The sequence below is a fragment of the Martelella sp. HB161492 genome, from assembly GCF_013184775.1.
Taxonomy (GTDB): domain Bacteria; phylum Pseudomonadota; class Alphaproteobacteria; order Rhizobiales; family Rhizobiaceae; genus Martelella.
Map to the genome: position 1 here is coordinate 194,814 of NZ_JAATVV010000011.1, position 14,911 is coordinate 209,724.

Sequence of the window (14,911 nt, forward strand, 5' to 3'; positions counted from 1 at the left end):
ACGGCCTTTTGTTTTGCTTCGACTGTTATCGTTTTCCGGCTGCGGCAATGCGGGCCGCAAGGGCAGCGTTGTTCTTCACCAGCGCGATATTGGCGACAAGGCTCTTGCCTTCGGAAAGCTCATTGATGCGGGCGAGAAGATAAGGCGTTACATCTTTCTGGCCGATCCCTTTGCGCGCCACCTCGGCGACCGCCTTTTCGATCGTGCCGCTGATGAATTCATTGGTCAGCGCATCGCTGGCCGGAACAGGATTGGCAATCAGAATGCCGGTTCCCGTTTCGAGGCTGTCATGCAGCGCCATCGCATCGGCGATCTCTTCTGCGCTATCGAGGCGATGATCGGCCTTGTGGCCGCTCTCACGCGTGAAGAAGGCCGGAAACTCATCCGTGCCGAAGGCAATCACGGGAACGCGCTGGGTTTCCAGATATTCAAGCGTCTTGGCGATATCGAGGATCGACTTGACCCCGGCGCAGACAACCGTCACCGCCGTGCGGCCGAGTTCGGTCAGGTCGGCTGAAATATCGAATGTCTGCTCGGCACCACGATGGACACCGCCGACGCCACCGGTCGCAAAAATGCGAATGCCGGCAAGGGCTGCAATCTTCATCGTTGCCGAAACGGTGGTTCCGGCCGTCTCGCCCCGCACCATGGCGACGGCGAGATCGCGACCGGATGCCTTGACGACGTTTTCCGCCTTGGCCAGCATTTCCAGTGCCGCTCTGTCGAGACCGGCATGCAGCTTGCCATCGATCACGGCAATCGTTGCCGGCACGGCACCATTTGCCCGCACCACCTCTTCCACGGCCAGCGCCGTCTCCAGATTTGCCGGATAGGGCATACCATGGGTAATGATGGTGGATTCCAATGCCACGACGGGCTTGCCATCTGCCAATGCGGCTTCGAGCTCTGCCCCGAGGATGATTTCAGCCTTTGCCAATCTCTGTCTCCAATTCCGTTGAAATCTTTTCAAGCCTTGCAAGGTTTTCCGCCACAAAGCCTTCGCAGAGCGCGGGATGCACGCTCTTTTCCGTTTCCGTTGTCAGGCAGCCGATCAGCGCGCCCCTTCGCGCTGCGGCCACCAGATCGTCGCTCGCCGCATAATAATGCAGCGTACCGGCAATCATCGCGTCACCGGCGCCGGTCATATCGACAGGACAGGCCGGAACGACAGGCACGATGACCGTTGCCGTCGCCATTGATACGGCCATGCCCAGAACCCCGCAGGAAAGCACCACCTCAGCTGCGCCCGCCGCCCTCAGGGCCTCCGCTGCCGCGCGCATGCCATCACCATCGCGCGGAAACGAACGCCCGAGACAGGCGCTCGCTTCATCGAGATTCATGAACAGGAGATCGACCCCGGTCAGATCCTTCGGCAGCTTTGCGACCTTGGGCGTCGAAACGGCGTCAATTGCCAGCCGGAAGCGCGACTGCGCCCGCCGCTCTATCAGGCGGGCCAGCGTTTCAGCCGGCAGATTGCAATCTGCAAAGACCCAGCGCGCTGCCGCGATTGATGGCCAGACCCGCTCGAGAAGCGCTGGCGTCAGCTGGTCGAAAATCGCCATATCGGCGATCCCGAAAGCCAGATCGCCGGAGGGTTCAAGAACGGCGACATATTCCGCTGTGGTGGCGCCGGCAAGCGTGAAGACACCCGCCACATCCACATGATGTTCACGCAGGTCATGAATAAGCTGATGACCGCCCTCGTCCTCGCCGACAGCGGAGATGAACCCCGTGACGGCGCCAAGCCGGGCAAGATTTTCAGCAACATTGCGCGCAACACCGCCGAAGGAACGCAGGCTGGAGGCGGGATTCGAGGTGCCGGCAATCAGCGCCTCGCTGGACAGGTATTTGCGATCGATCACCGCACCGCCAATGGCGATCACCCGGTCTTCAGGCGCAACGACATAACCGCGCCCGAGAATATAGCCCTTGTCCATCAGCTGCACGACATGGGCGGCAACCGCCGAGCGCGACAGGCCCAGCGCATCGGCAATCTGCTGCTGACCGGCAAAGGGATTGTTGCGAATGAGGCGCAGCACCTGAATTTCCTGATCCCTGAGATCCGACATTCCGAGACATCCATCGCTTGATTGCGGTCAGATAATAACAGTAGTTATAAAAATAACAACTGTTTTAATCCAGCGGATCCGCGTAACCGATTTAAACCGATTGAGTTCGGCCCGCTCCCGGAAGCGGAATGGATATGCGTCAACAGGCGGCAGGTTAATGATGCAATTTCGCCAAAGTTTACGCGGGAACCGCCTTTTTTCCTCGGCAGCGCGATGCTATAGCCCACAAGACTTTTTCATGAAGCAAGGGCCCGTTTGCGGTCCGGTATAGACGAGGATGAATAATGACGAAGATCAAGGTGGCTAACCCGGTCGTCGATCTTGATGGCGACGAGATGACCCGCATCATCTGGCAGTTCATCAAGGAAAAGCTGATTTTCCCCTATCTCGATCTGCCGATCGAATATTACGACCTGTCGGTTGAAAACCGCGACGCCACCGATGACCAGGTCACCGTCGATGCGGCCAACGCCATCAAGAAGTACGGCGTCGGCATCAAATGCGCCACCATCACCCCGGATGAAGCCCGCGTTGAGGAATTCAGCCTGAAGAAGATGTGGAAGAGCCCGAACGGCACGATCCGCAACATTCTCGGCGGTGTCATCTTCCGCGAACCGATCATCATGCAGAATGTTCCGCGCCTGGTTCCGGGCTGGACCCAGCCGATCATCGTTGGCCGTCACGCCTTCGGCGATCAGTACCGCGCCACCGATTTCAAGTTCCCGGGCAAGGGCAAGCTCTCGATCAAGTTCGTTGGCGACGACGGCACGACGATCGAGCATGACGTCTATGACGCACCGTCTGCCGGCGTTGCCATGGCCATGTACAACCGTGACGATTCGATCCGCGATTTCGCCCGCGCCTCGTTCAACTACGCGCTTCAGCGCGGCGTTCCCTGCTATCTCTCGACCAAGAACACCATCCTCAAGGCCTATGACGGCCGCTTCAAGGATCTGTTCCAGGAAGTCTTCGACGCCGAATTCAAGACCAAGTTCGAAGAAAAGAAGATCTGGTACGAACACCGCCTGATCGACGACATGGTTGCCTCCGCGCTGAAGTGGTCCGGCGGATATGTCTGGGCCTGCAAGAACTACGACGGCGACGTCCAGTCCGATATCGTTGCCCAGGGCTTTGGTTCGCTCGGCCTGATGACCTCGGTTCTGATGACGCCGGATGGTCAGACGGTTGAAGCCGAAGCCGCACACGGCACGGTGACCCGTCACTATCGCCAGCACCAGAAGGGTCAGGAAACCTCGACAAACTCGATCGCATCGATCTTCGCCTGGACCCGTGGCCTCGCCCACCGCGCCAAGCTGGACGACAATGCCGAGCTGGCCAAGTTCGCTGAAACGCTGGAAAAGGTCTGCATCGACACCGTTGAGAGCGGCTTCATGACCAAGGACCTGGCCCTGCTGATCGGCCCCGACCAGCCCTGGCTCTCGACCACGGCGTTCCTCGACAAGATCGACGAAAACCTGAAGAAGGCCATGGCTGCCTGATTTCGGCGGCCACCTTTGCAGACACGATTGGAAAGCCCGGACGAGCGCCGGGCTTTCTCTATTGATTGCAACAGAAAATCTTACCGGGAGGACATTCAATGACAGAGCTGACCTTTTTCACCAACCCGCAGTCGCGCGGTCGGATCGCAAGGTGGATGCTTGAGGAAACGGGCGTGGATTACGACACCGAAATCCTGACCTATGATGGCACGATGAAGGCACCGGAATATCTGGCGCTCAACCCCATGGGCAAGGTTCCGGCGATCCGCCACAACGGCAGGATGATCACCGAATGTGCGGCCATCTGCGCCTATCTTGCCGACACCTTCCCGAATTCCGGACTGGCGCCCCGCCCCGAGGAACGCGCCGACTATTATCGCTGGATGTTTTTCGCAGCAGGCCCTCTGGAAGCATCCACGGCGGACAGTGCCCTGGGGGTGACAGTGCCGCAGGAGCGCCAGCGCATGGTCGGCTACGGTTCACGCGCCCACGTCATGGATGCGCTTGAAAGCGCCGTCGCCGGCAAAACCTATATCACCGGCGACCGCTTCACCGCTGCCGATATCTATGTCGGCATGCAGATCATGTGGGGGCTGCGGTTCGCGACGATCGAGGACAGGCCAGGCCTTGGCGATTATGTCGCGCGCCTTTCGCAGCGCCCTGCCCTCAAGCGGGCCACCACAATGGACGACGCGGCTGCCGCAGCGATGTAGCGAAGGGCGCAGCGCTTCGCTAAGGTTTCAGCGGCAGACAGATCTCCGTCAGCAGATCGCTCGGCGGCACGTCGCGCGGCGTGTTGAGATAGATCTCGAAGGGTGGCCGGTCTGCCGGCTCATGAGACGATGAAACCAGCCATTGCCCGTAGAGCCAACCATAGGCCTTGTGCAATTCGGCATAGGGCCCCCTATGGGTCAGTACGGCATGGGGTCCGCCCGCAAGCTGCACGATGTCCAGCCCGACCGGTGGCGTGAAGCCATCTGAGACGATGACCCCGGCAAAGGCGGACAGCGCTTCGGCGGCAACCAGATCGGGATCGTCATGATAGATCCCGATCATCCGCATGTCCGGTTCGGCCTGCCCGGCGGCAAAGATGGCGCCCATGACCCGTTCAAAGCCTTTGCCGATGTCGATATAGGGACCCTTGTGCAGGACCCCGGCCACGTGGCGCGTTTCGAATATCCGCATTTCTACGTCAAACATGATTTCCGCTCCCTTTCTTAGCGGTTGGTCAAACAGCATATGCCGGCCACGCCCGCGATAGGCTGCCGGTGGCATGCCATATGCTGCCTTGAACTGCCTGTTGAAGGGAGGAACAGATGCATAACCCGCCCGGCTGGCGATCACTGCAATCGCAGTATCCGAATTCACCAGCTGGTCGGCAGCACGGTGCAATCGCAGACGCTTGACCGTCTGCGTGATGGTTTCGCCATAGATGCCACGGTAGATACGGTGCCAGTGCCAGGGCGAGAGGCAGGCGATTTCAGCAATACGGGCAAAATCGAGGTCGTCATCGAGATGATCGTGAATATAGGCCATCACCCGGTTGAGACGGTCACCATAAACCTGAAATATTGGCTGCGCGCTCATCTTGAATTGCTCCCTTTCAACACCGCCCACCACACCACAAACCGTTTTGACAAATCTTGCGGAACTGCGCGCCGCCACGCATTTTCGCAGATTCGCCAGATCCGGCAGCGCTCAGCCGATCCCGGTGCGGAAAACACAATTTACCCACACTTGTGTCAAGATGGAAAACAAAAAAAGAACATCAACTGATAAAATGTTATTTTTCAGTGCCTTAATGGATCTTGCAAAACAGGAACAAAAAGTGTACGAATAAGACATGAAGGCGGACCGCCTAGGCGACGGCGGCAACAAGGGATAAGATCGATGGCAGACAATACTCTCCGACTCGTCGAGGAAAAATCAGTGAACAAGAGCAAGGCGCTGGAAGCAGCACTTTCGCAGATCGAACGCTCGTTCGGCAAGGGCTCCATCATGAAGCTCGGGGCCCAGGACAGCGTGGTCGAAATCGAGACGGTATCGACGGGATCGCTCGGCCTCGATATCGCGCTCGGCATTGGTGGTCTGCCCAAAGGCCGCATCATCGAGATTTATGGCCCGGAAAGTTCCGGCAAGACGACGCTTGCGCTGCAGACGGTCGCAGAAGCCCAGAAAAAAGGTGGTGTCTGCGGCTTCATCGATGCAGAACACGCGCTTGACCCGGTCTATGCCCGCAAGCTTGGTGTCAATCTGCATGATCTGCTGATTTCCCAGCCGGACACGGGAGAACAGGCGCTCGAGATCGTCGATACGCTGGTGCGCTCCGGTGCGCTGGATGTGATCGTCATCGACTCGGTGGCGGCACTGACGCCGCGTGCGGAAATCGAGGGCGAGATGGGCGACAGCCTGCCGGGCATGCAGGCCCGCCTGATGAGCCAGGCGCTGCGCAAGCTGACAGCATCGATCTCGCGCTCCAACTGCATGGTCATCTTCATCAACCAGATCCGCATGAAGATCGGCGTCATGTTCGGCTCGCCCGAAACAACAACAGGCGGCAATGCACTGAAATTCTATGCCTCCGTGCGCCTTGACATCCGCCGCATCGGTTCGGTCAAGGATCGCGACGAGGTGATTGGCAACCAGACCCGCGTCAAGGTCGTCAAGAACAAGATGGCACCGCCCTTCAAGCAGGTTGAATTCGACATCATGTATGGCGAAGGCGTCTCGAAGATGGGCGAACTGGTCGACCTCGGCGTCAAGGCCGGGATTGTCGAGAAATCCGGTTCCTGGTTCTCCTATAACAGCCAGCGGCTCGGTCAGGGACGCGAGAATGCCAAGACATTCCTGCGTGAAAATCCACCATTGGCCGAGGAAATCGAGCTGGCACTGCGCCAGAACGCAGGCCTGATTTCCGAAGGCCTGCTGCAAAGCGACGACAGCGACGAGGCAACGGGCACCTCTGAGGATTAATGGTCCCGACGGCCCTACCGGGTCCATTTCGGCATCTCATCCACAATCTATCCGGCGGCGGCGGCAATCTCACATTGGCGCCGCCCTTGTTTTTCTGGACAGGCAGCAGACGCACCGCTAAAAGCCTGTTGTTCTATGGGCAGTTCGATAACAGAGGCGTGACACAGTATGAGTGGCATGAGTGACATCCGGTCGACCTTTCTCGACTATTTCAAGCGCAACGGGCATGAGGTCGTCTCCTCCAGTCCGCTAGTGCCGCATAATGACCCGACCCTGATGTTCACCAATGCTGGCATGGTGCAGTTCAAGAATGTCTTCACCGGCCTGGAGCATCGCCCCTATTCGCGCGCCACGACAGCACAGAAATGCGTGCGTGCCGGCGGCAAGCACAACGACCTCGACAATGTCGGCTATACGGCGCGTCATCACACCTTCTTTGAAATGCTCGGCAACTTTTCGTTCGGCGACTATTTCAAGGAGCAGGCGATCACGCATGCATGGGAGCTGATAACCAAGGACTTTGCCCTGCCCAAGGACAGGTTGTGGATCACCGTCTACCCCACGGACGAGGAAGCCTATAATCTCTGGAAGAAGATTTCCGGCATGCCTGACGAACGGATCGTCCGTCACGAGGACAATCTCTGGGCCATGGGGCCGGTCGGACCCTGCGGCTTCTGCTCGGAAATCTTTTATGATCAGGGGGAAAAGCTTTTCGGCGGACCGCCCGGATCGGCTGAAGAGGATGGCGACCGCTTTCTCGAATTCTGGAACCTCGTCTTCATGCAGTTCGAGCAGATCGATGAGGAAACCCGCGTCGATCTGCCGAACCCGTCGATCGATACCGGCATGGGCCTGGAGCGCATGACCGCGATCCTGCAAGGCGTCGGCAGCAATTACGAGATCGATCTTTTCAAGACACTGATCAATGCCTCCGTCGAGCTGACCGGCGTCAAGGCGGAGGGCGAGAAACAGGCAAGCCATCGCGTTATCGCCGATCATCTGCGCTCTTCGGCATTTCTGATCGCCGATGGCGTGCTGCCTTCCAATGAAGGTCGCGGCTATGTGCTGCGCCGCATCATGCGCCGCGCCATGCGCCATGCCGAGCTTCTGGGTGCGCGCGAGCCGATCATCTATCGCCTGCTGCCGGTTCTGGTGCAGGAGATGGGCCGTGCCTATCCCGAACTGCAGCGCGCCGAAGCGCTGATCTCCGAAACGCTGAAGCTTGAGGAAACCCGTTTCCGCAAGACGCTGGAGCGTGGTCTGTCGCTGCTTGATGATGCCTCCGGCCATCTTGCCAAGGGCGACAGCCTCGATGGCGAAACCGCGTTCAAGCTTTATGACACCTATGGCTTCCCGCTGGACCTGACCCAGGATGCCCTGCGCAATCGTGGCATCGGCGTCGATCTCTCCGGCTTCAACGATGCCATGCAGCGCCAGAAGGCCGAAGCGCGCGCCCATTGGGCAGGTTCCGGCGACAAGGCAACCGAGCAGATCTGGTTCGAACTGCGTGAGAAATTCGGCGCAACCGAGTTCCTCGGCTATGACACCGAAAAGGCTGAAGGCGTCGTTCTGGCCCTGGTGAAGGATGGTGCTTCTGTCGATAAAGCGGCAGCCGGCGATGAGATTGCCGTGATCGTCAATCAGACGCCTTTTTACGGCGAATCCGGTGGCCAGATGGGCGATACCGGCCTGATCAGCTTTGACGGCGGTCGCCTGATCGTCACCGACACGCAGAAGAAGAATGATGGCCTGTTCATCCACTTTGGCCACGTCGAGACGGGCGAGATTGCGGTTGATGCGCCGGTGGTTCTTGACGTTGACCACAAGCGCCGCGCTCGGCTCAGAGCCAATCATTCGGCAACGCACCTGATCCACGAAGCGCTGCGCGAAATCGTCGGCACCCACGTGGCCCAGAAGGGCTCGCTTGTCGCGCCCGAGCGACTGCGTTTCGACGTTTCGCACCCCAAGCCGATGACGGCTGAGGAGCTCGAACGCGTCGAAGACATGGCCAACGAGATCGTCCTGCAGAACGCTCCGGTGACCACGCGCCTGCTCGGTGTCGATGAAGCGATCGCCGAAGGGGCCATGGCCCTGTTCGGCGAAAAATATGGCGATGAGGTTCGTGTCGTGTCCATGGGTATTGCGACCGAAGGCGAGAAGGCCGGCAAAACCTATTCACTGGAGTTGTGCGGCGGCACCCATGTGCGCGCCACCGGTGAAATCGGCCTGATCAGGATTGTCGGTGAAAGCGCTGTTGGCGCCGGCGTTCGGCGTATCGAAGCGCTGACCGGGGTCGATGCCCGCCATTACCTCAATGATCAGGACGTGAAGATGAAGTCACTCGCAGCCGCTCTGAAGGTCGGCCCGGATGAGGTGGCGCATCGTGTCGAAAGCCTGGTCGACGAACGCAAGAAGCTCGAGCGCGAACTGGCTGACGCCCGCAAGAAGCTTGCCCTTGGCGGCGGCAGCGGCTCAGCCGAAGGACCGGAGATGATCGGCTCGATCAAGCTGATCGCCAAGGTGCTGAGCGGTGTATCGGCCCGTGACCTCAAGGGGCTGGCCGATGACGCAAAGAAGGATCAGACCGATATCGTTGTCGTCTTCATCGCGGTTGACGAAGACGGCAAGGCGAGCATCGTTGTGTCGCTGAGCGCCGATCTGACAGGGCGTTATTCTGCCGTTGATCTGGTCCGGCTTGCCGCAGGCGAAGTCGGTGGCAAGGGCGGCGGCGGCCGGCCCGACATGGCGCAGGCGGGCGGCCCGGATGGCGACAAGGCAGAGGCTGCGCTCTCGGCCATTCGCGCAGCGCTGAAGGGCTGAGCGCCTTGCCATAGAGCGCCATGCGTCCTTTCGGGCGCAGCAGGACGCTCTATCTTATTGAATCTACGCATCGGCTCGAAAATCGATTCCGATTTTCGAGCCGATGCGCTAGCCGGAATGACAGGCGCTGCGATCACCATCGCAGCGCCTCTTTCATGCCTCAGGCGCGCGCTTCGGCAGACAGGACCGCATCAAATGCGGCTGCGATCACGGCGCTGGTTGCGCCCGGCCGCGTTGCGTCGACCGAGAGGATCTGGCGGAAACGGCGGGCACCGTCCCGACCGGAAAACAGCCCGATCATGTGGCGGGTCACCTGCCCCAGCTTGCCGCCTGCCGCCAGATGCCCGTCGGCATAGCGCATCATGCGATCACACAGGATCATGTCATCCAGGGGCTCGCGGTGATCGTCAAACAATGCGGCATCGACCGCTCGCAACACAGCCGGCGTCTGGTAGGCCGCCCTTCCCAGCATCACGCCATCCACGTGCAGAAGATGCTGTTTTGCGATTTCGATATCGGCAATTCCGCCATTGATGCCGATAAAGAGGTTCGGGTAGCGCGCTTTCATCGCGTAGACGAGCGGATAATCGAGCGGCGGAATGGTACGATTTTCCTTCGGGCTCAGCCCCTTCAGCCAGGCCATGCGCGCATGTACCCAAAGCGCATCCGCTCCGGCGCCGACCATTCGGTCGACAAAGTCCGGAAGCACCTTTTCAGGCTGCTGATCATCAACACCTATGCGGCATTTCACCGTGACGGGAATTTTGACGGCCTGCTTCATCGCAGCAACGGCCGCCTCGACCACCGCCGGGGTCAGCATCAGACAGGCACCGAATGATCCCGACTGCACCCGGTCCGAAGGACAGCCGACATTCAGATTGATTTCGTCATAACCGAATGCCTCACCGATCAGGGCAGCTTCTGCAAGTTTTACCGGATCTGATCCGCCCAGTTGCAGGACAACCGGGTGCTCAACCGGGTCAAAACCAAGAAGCTGCTCCCGTCGCCCATGCAGGATGGCATCGGCAACAATCATCTCGGTATAGACCTGACCACGGCGCATCAACTGCCGATGGAAGAAACGGCAATGACGATCCGTCCAATCGATCATGGGTGCGACCGCGAAGCGCCTGCTCTCTGAAAGATTGAATTTATTATCTTTTTTGTCGTTCATGCCCATTCCAAGCTAGGATTTTATGCCTATTTTAGGCCTTTTCGCACCATTTCCAAAATGCTATTGCTACATTGTAGCATCTGAAGGAAAACGTGTAGCAACCATGGGAACCATAACCGCGCGAAAAAGGCGCAAAAGCGGCGTCATTTCATATACTGCTCAGATCCGCATAAATCGGAAGGGTGTAACAGTCCATAGCGAGAGCCAGACATTTGAACGCAAGCGTCTCGCTGAAGCCTGGATGAAAAAGCGCGAAACCGAGCTTGCGCGACCGGGCGCCCTTGAGCGCGTGAAGCATGGCGGCATCACGCTTGCCCATGCGATTGATCGTTATGTCGATGAAAATGCGGCGCCCATCGGGCGCACGAAAGCTCAGGTTCTGCGGGCCATCAAATCCTATGACATAGCCGACATGCCATGCGCCGAGATCACCAGCGCCAGCATCATAACACTCGCACGCGAACTCTCGCTCGACAAACAGCCGCAAACGGTCGCGAATTATCTGTCGCACCTTGCCTCGATCTTCTCTATCGCCCGTCCGGCATGGGGATATCCACTTGACAGAACGGCGATGGAGGACGGTTTCAGAGTTGCAAAACGCCTTGGCCTGACAGCGCGCAGCCGACAGCGCGACCGGCGCCCCTCGCTGCCGGAACTGGAACTGCTGCTCGCCCATTTCGAACAGAGAAAGCAGCAGCTGTCTCAGTCCATGCCTATGGCAGACATCCTTCTTTTCGGCCTTTTCTCAACCAGACGACAGGAGGAGATTACGCGGATCGCATGGCAGGATCTCGATGAAGCACACAGCAGGATTCTCGTCCGCGACATGAAAAACCCAGGCCAAAAGATCGGCAATCACACATGGTGCGACCTGCCTCCGGAGGCGTTGGCCATCATTCAGCGTATGCCGCGAGATCAAGCCGAAATCTTCCCTTACGCTGCAGAAAGTATTAGTGCCAATTTCACGCGGGCGTGTCGATTTCTCGACATAAAGGACCTTCACTTTCACGACCTCCGCCATGAAGGGATCAGCCGGCTTTTCGAAATCGGTTATAACATCCCGCATGCGGCCGCAGTATCCGGCCATCGCTCATGGATTTCGCTCAAGCGGTATTCCCACATCATGCAGGTGGGAGACAAATATGCGGGGTGGAAATGGTCACCAGGCGGCCCGTCATCCGTCACTTCAGTGCCGGAGCCTCTTCATGAGCCAGGCGGACAGTGACGTGCTCCCCTGAAAAGCCCGCCAAGCGTTTCCGCCGGCGGGCTTTTCATTTCAGTTCTTCAGATATTGCAGCCGAGCATAGTCCGCAGCATTCCGATGACGTTGGGAAAATGTCATCAACCTTTCTGCATATTCGCAATGATGTTCTCGACAAACTCTTGCTTTGCCATGAGAGAGAGAAGGTCATCACCGAATTGATATGGTGGCATGAAGCTTGTCACATAGGTCGTTCTCCCAGAGAGGTTGACCATGATCACATGCTCGACCACGCTGCCGATACGCACATACCCAATAAAGGTATTTGCGGGATTTTCTGGCATTTCGAACTTCTTGTTGGTCGATCCGTAATTTTTAAAGAACCGTCGAATTCCTGCATGGCTAACGAAAGGCAGAGCAACAGTTCCATCTGTCTCGCGAGCATTTATTGCCGCAGCCGCCACCTTCTGCGCTTCATTGGAATTGATCCACATTTTCGCGAAGATAAGCGCGATGAGAGATAGTCCATAGGTTGGTATCGCCAAAATGAGAGCGACGACGAACAAAATTCCGAATAGCGACATTTTCTACCTTCACGCCGAAATCAATATTCATTCTCGATACGTGACATTCAAGAATACATCAATCAGAATGAAATATATCGAAAATGACTAAAACATAGGCGCTACCATTCGCTTCACACTGAATCCTATGGCAGGGTAGCTATTATTTCCTTCACGAAGTCTCACCAGCCATAGGCCATGGCAAGCACGAAAACTCCGAACATGAGCGCGATTAACGCTGGACGCGTCTCACGCCATTGCGCAGACCACGCGCGCCTCACGCATTGCTTGTCAATTCGTTTCGTCATGCTCCACCTCGCGAAGGCGAAAGTGCCAGACCTTAACAATGAACTCTACGATGGTCATACCGCCGACGCCCATAACGAAGCCACCGACGGAGGCCGAAGGTTCCAACGGTACATTGGCAAGCCCACCAGCCCATTGAAATAATGGAACCCCAACCGGGCCAAGGAAATACGCCGTGACGCCGCCGACAAAGATGCGGCGGATCGTCGGTAGAAAGCCGCGCCACTCCATAGCAGCCGCTGCCGATGCCCCAAAAAGACCTGCCAGCGCAACATTGCTCTTCTCACTGGCAAGCAAGTCCAGAATGTTCATTTCGTCTCTGCCCCACTCTCTTGATGCCCCGCTATTTCAGGATTGCCCGCAGCCCGGCAACGCCGGAGCCGATGTAGAAGACCCACTGGATCATGTTGCCGGCCCACTGATCGAGCGGCGCCGGGAAAGCGGCGATCGTCCAGGCCTGCGCATAGACGCAGTCAGGACACCACAGCATGTTGTAGAGGCAGATCGCCGCCCACCAGATGGCAAGCGGCACCAGGAAGAGCGCGGCGAAGATCCAGAACCACGGGACCGCGAGTTTTTTCGCGTTGAGATCGGCAAGGATCCGGGTTTCTTCGATGACCTGTTTGAGATACTCGGCCGTCAGATCGGCTTCGATCTTCTTCTGATCGGTCGCAGCAGCAGCGCGGCTTTCCATGAGCGCCACCGCCTTGTCGAGGATACCGCCGGCGCCGATCTTCACCAGAAGCGTGAGGAGTGCTGCAATCATACCTCAACCTCATGGCCGGTGACGGTGTTGATGCGGCGGGCGAGAATGTCGCGGTATTTCCATGCGAACCAGAGGATGGCAACCCCGGCGACACCGGCGGCAATCCAGCCCCATGGCAGGCCTGCCGTCCAGGCGGCGGCACTGGCAGCGGCGGCAGAGGCGCCGGACTTGGCAGCAGCATCTTTCAAGGCCTTTGCATCACGGCGCAGCTGGGCAAGTGTGGCCGGGCCGATGATGCCGTCATTGACGAGATGCGGGTGCGCCATCTGATAGGCGAGCACGGCAGCCTTGGTCTTTTGTCCGAACCAGCCATCGATCGCACCCGGATCAAAGCCCCGCGCCGTCAGCAGTTCCTGCGCTTCCTTCACCACCGGGTCAGCGGTGACAGCGGGCTTTGCCGTTGCCTGACGGGACACGCCCTCAGGCGCCGGGGCCACGGTGTCGACACCGGTGTAAATGCCCTTTTCGAACAGAAGCGCCTCTTCCCTGCGCCTTCGCACCAGACCGGGCAGCTGCTTTCCGCCGGCGGTGTTGTAGTGGCTGCCGAGATAGTCGGCAGCTTCTTTCAGCTTGCCAGCCCGCCAGAGCTTGCCGAACTGCCATTTGGAGACGACCCGGCCGCCGAGGTTATAAGCGGCCGAGGTCGCGGCATCCATCTGGGCTTGCGTGCGATCATCCGGCGAGTTGGCGACGACTTCCTTGCCATAGCCGGTGTTCAGAACGACCTGCAGGATCCGGTCGCAGTCTTCCGTCGTGATCTTTGTCTTGCCGGGAACGAGTTTGGTGATCCCGATCTTTTGAAGCTCGGCCTTGCAGTAGGACGAGGCCATGGTGAAGCCCGGCCCGATGGTCGGCACGCCGACGGGATCGAGATAGGCGGTCGTCGGGCAGCCTTCATGCAGGCGCACAAAGGCAGCGCCCCGGCTGGAAACCGTGGTCACAGTCATTTTGATGGTCCTCAAGGAGTAGTAAAATGGTCAGGAAAAGACCGGCATGGTCTGTTCGTGTTCCGTTGCCGGATTGGTCACGTTTACATGCGCCAGATCAGAGATAAGAACGCATGTTCTCGCCTCAGGCGAAGCGCTCGGCCGGGGTTTGCGGTGCAATATCGAAACCGGCAAGGCCTGCCGGCACATCACCGTCAAAGCGCATATTGATGTGATAGCCAGCCACGGCCGCCATCTCTGGCCGGCTATTATCTTCGCCAGTTTCCGCATTGACGTCTGTGATGGTGTTGCCTGTCGGCTCGTACACTGTGCCCGATCCCTGGCCGCAGACATGCAGCACAAAGTCGCTGCCATCAGAAAGCACGCCCATGGTCGGAAGCTTTTCGCTTTCGGCATCCGGGGCGATACCTTCGCCAGCGAGAGCAGCGAGCGCGGTTGTCTCATCAGTGAATTTCAGGAAAACATCGTTCATGAGATTGCACTCAAAGCTTGGAGCGCCACGTCGGTCGCGGCCCCATCGTAGACAGAGAATTCATTGCGGAGCAGGTTGATGCTATTGGATCCGCCTAGTTGCGCCCCAATACGGCCCGTAG

14 protein-coding genes are annotated in these 14,911 nt (G+C 58.4%); 5 read left to right on the forward strand and 9 right to left on the reverse strand.

The genetic code is table 11. The features are described 5' to 3' along the window. Positions 1-25: 25 nt before the first annotated feature. Together HCK86_RS18325 and HCK86_RS18330 are read right to left on the reverse strand one after the other, a co-directional pair. The gene (locus HCK86_RS18325; RefSeq protein WP_176085928.1) at positions 26-937 is read right to left on the reverse strand and encodes a pseudouridine-5'-phosphate glycosidase; all 912 of its coding nucleotides are present in this window, start codon (positions 935-937) and stop codon (positions 26-28) included. After that, positions 924-2,069: a carbohydrate kinase gene (locus tag HCK86_RS18330; RefSeq protein WP_176085929.1), complete on the reverse strand. Its 1,146-nt coding sequence runs from the start codon at positions 2,067-2,069 to the stop codon at positions 924-926. The genes HCK86_RS18325 and HCK86_RS18330 overlap by 14 nt, the downstream gene beginning before the upstream one ends. Positions 2,070-2,353: 284 nt before the next feature. On the opposite strand from HCK86_RS18330, the gene HCK86_RS18335 reads away from it, so the two are divergent. After that, the gene (locus tag HCK86_RS18335) at positions 2,354-3,568 is read left to right on the forward strand and encodes an NADP-dependent isocitrate dehydrogenase (protein ID WP_176085930.1); all 1,215 of its coding nucleotides are present in this window, start codon (positions 2,354-2,356) and stop codon (positions 3,566-3,568) included. 98 nt (positions 3,569-3,666) lie between these two features. Next, the gene (locus HCK86_RS18340) at positions 3,667-4,281 is read left to right on the forward strand and encodes a glutathione S-transferase family protein (protein WP_176085931.1); all 615 of its coding nucleotides are present in this window, start codon (positions 3,667-3,669) and stop codon (positions 4,279-4,281) included. 19 nt (positions 4,282-4,300) lie between these two features. On the opposite strand, the gene HCK86_RS18345 is transcribed toward HCK86_RS18340, so the two are convergent. Continuing rightward, positions 4,301-5,155 carry an AraC family transcriptional regulator gene (locus HCK86_RS18345; protein ID WP_176085932.1) on the reverse strand — a complete coding sequence of 285 codons (855 nt, stop codon included), beginning with the start codon at positions 5,153-5,155 and terminating at the stop codon, positions 4,301-4,303. A 303-nt stretch (positions 5,156-5,458) separates the two neighbouring features. Between HCK86_RS18345 and recA the strand changes: the two genes are divergently transcribed. Together recA and alaS are read left to right on the forward strand one after the other, a co-directional pair. Beyond that, positions 5,459-6,541, forward strand: coding sequence for a recombinase RecA (gene recA / locus HCK86_RS18350; protein ID WP_176085933.1), 1,083 nt, complete (start codon positions 5,459-5,461; stop codon positions 6,539-6,541). A gap of 168 nt (positions 6,542-6,709) precedes the next feature. After that, positions 6,710-9,361 carry an alanine--tRNA ligase gene (gene alaS / locus HCK86_RS18355; RefSeq protein WP_176085934.1) on the forward strand — a complete coding sequence of 884 codons (2,652 nt, stop codon included), beginning with the start codon at positions 6,710-6,712 and terminating at the stop codon, positions 9,359-9,361. Positions 9,362-9,521: 160 nt separating this feature from the next. Here the strand turns inward: alaS and dusA are convergent, their stop codons facing one another. Next, positions 9,522-10,535 (reverse strand): tRNA dihydrouridine(20/20a) synthase DusA, encoded by a 1,014-nt coding sequence (gene dusA / locus HCK86_RS18360; protein WP_176085935.1) that lies wholly within the window; start codon positions 10,533-10,535, stop codon positions 9,522-9,524. Between the two features lie 103 nt (positions 10,536-10,638). Here dusA and HCK86_RS18365 point away from each other — a divergent pair, with 103 nt between their 5' ends. After that, complete coding sequence (locus tag HCK86_RS18365) at positions 10,639-11,760, forward strand: tyrosine-type recombinase/integrase (protein WP_176085936.1); 1,122 nt, start codon at positions 10,639-10,641, stop codon at positions 11,758-11,760. Between the two features lie 116 nt (positions 11,761-11,876). Here the strand turns inward: HCK86_RS18365 and HCK86_RS18370 are convergent, their stop codons facing one another. The 5 genes from HCK86_RS18370 to HCK86_RS18390 all read right to left on the reverse strand — a co-directional run bounded on the left by HCK86_RS18370 (position 11,877) and on the right by HCK86_RS18390 (position 14,790). Beyond that, entirely contained in the window at positions 11,877-12,320 is a 444-nt protein-coding gene (locus HCK86_RS18370; protein ID WP_176085937.1) for a hypothetical protein, read from the reverse strand. Positions 12,321-12,590: 270 nt separating this feature from the next. Further along, positions 12,591-12,917, reverse strand: a complete 327-nt coding sequence (locus tag HCK86_RS18375) for a hypothetical protein (RefSeq protein ID WP_176085938.1) — start codon at positions 12,915-12,917, stop codon at positions 12,591-12,593. A gap of 31 nt (positions 12,918-12,948) precedes the next feature. Then, positions 12,949-13,371: a hypothetical protein gene (locus tag HCK86_RS18380; protein ID WP_176085939.1), complete on the reverse strand. Its 423-nt coding sequence runs from the start codon at positions 13,369-13,371 to the stop codon at positions 12,949-12,951. Continuing rightward, on the reverse strand, positions 13,368-14,318 hold the full coding sequence (locus tag HCK86_RS18385) for a peptidoglycan-binding protein (protein ID WP_176085940.1): 951 nt from the start codon (positions 14,316-14,318) through the stop codon (positions 13,368-13,370). The genes HCK86_RS18380 and HCK86_RS18385 overlap by 4 nt, the downstream gene beginning before the upstream one ends. Positions 14,319-14,442: 124 nt before the next feature. Further along, entirely contained in the window at positions 14,443-14,790 is a 348-nt protein-coding gene (locus HCK86_RS18390) for a hypothetical protein (RefSeq protein WP_176085941.1), read from the reverse strand. Between the last annotated feature and the right edge of the window lie 121 nt (positions 14,791-14,911).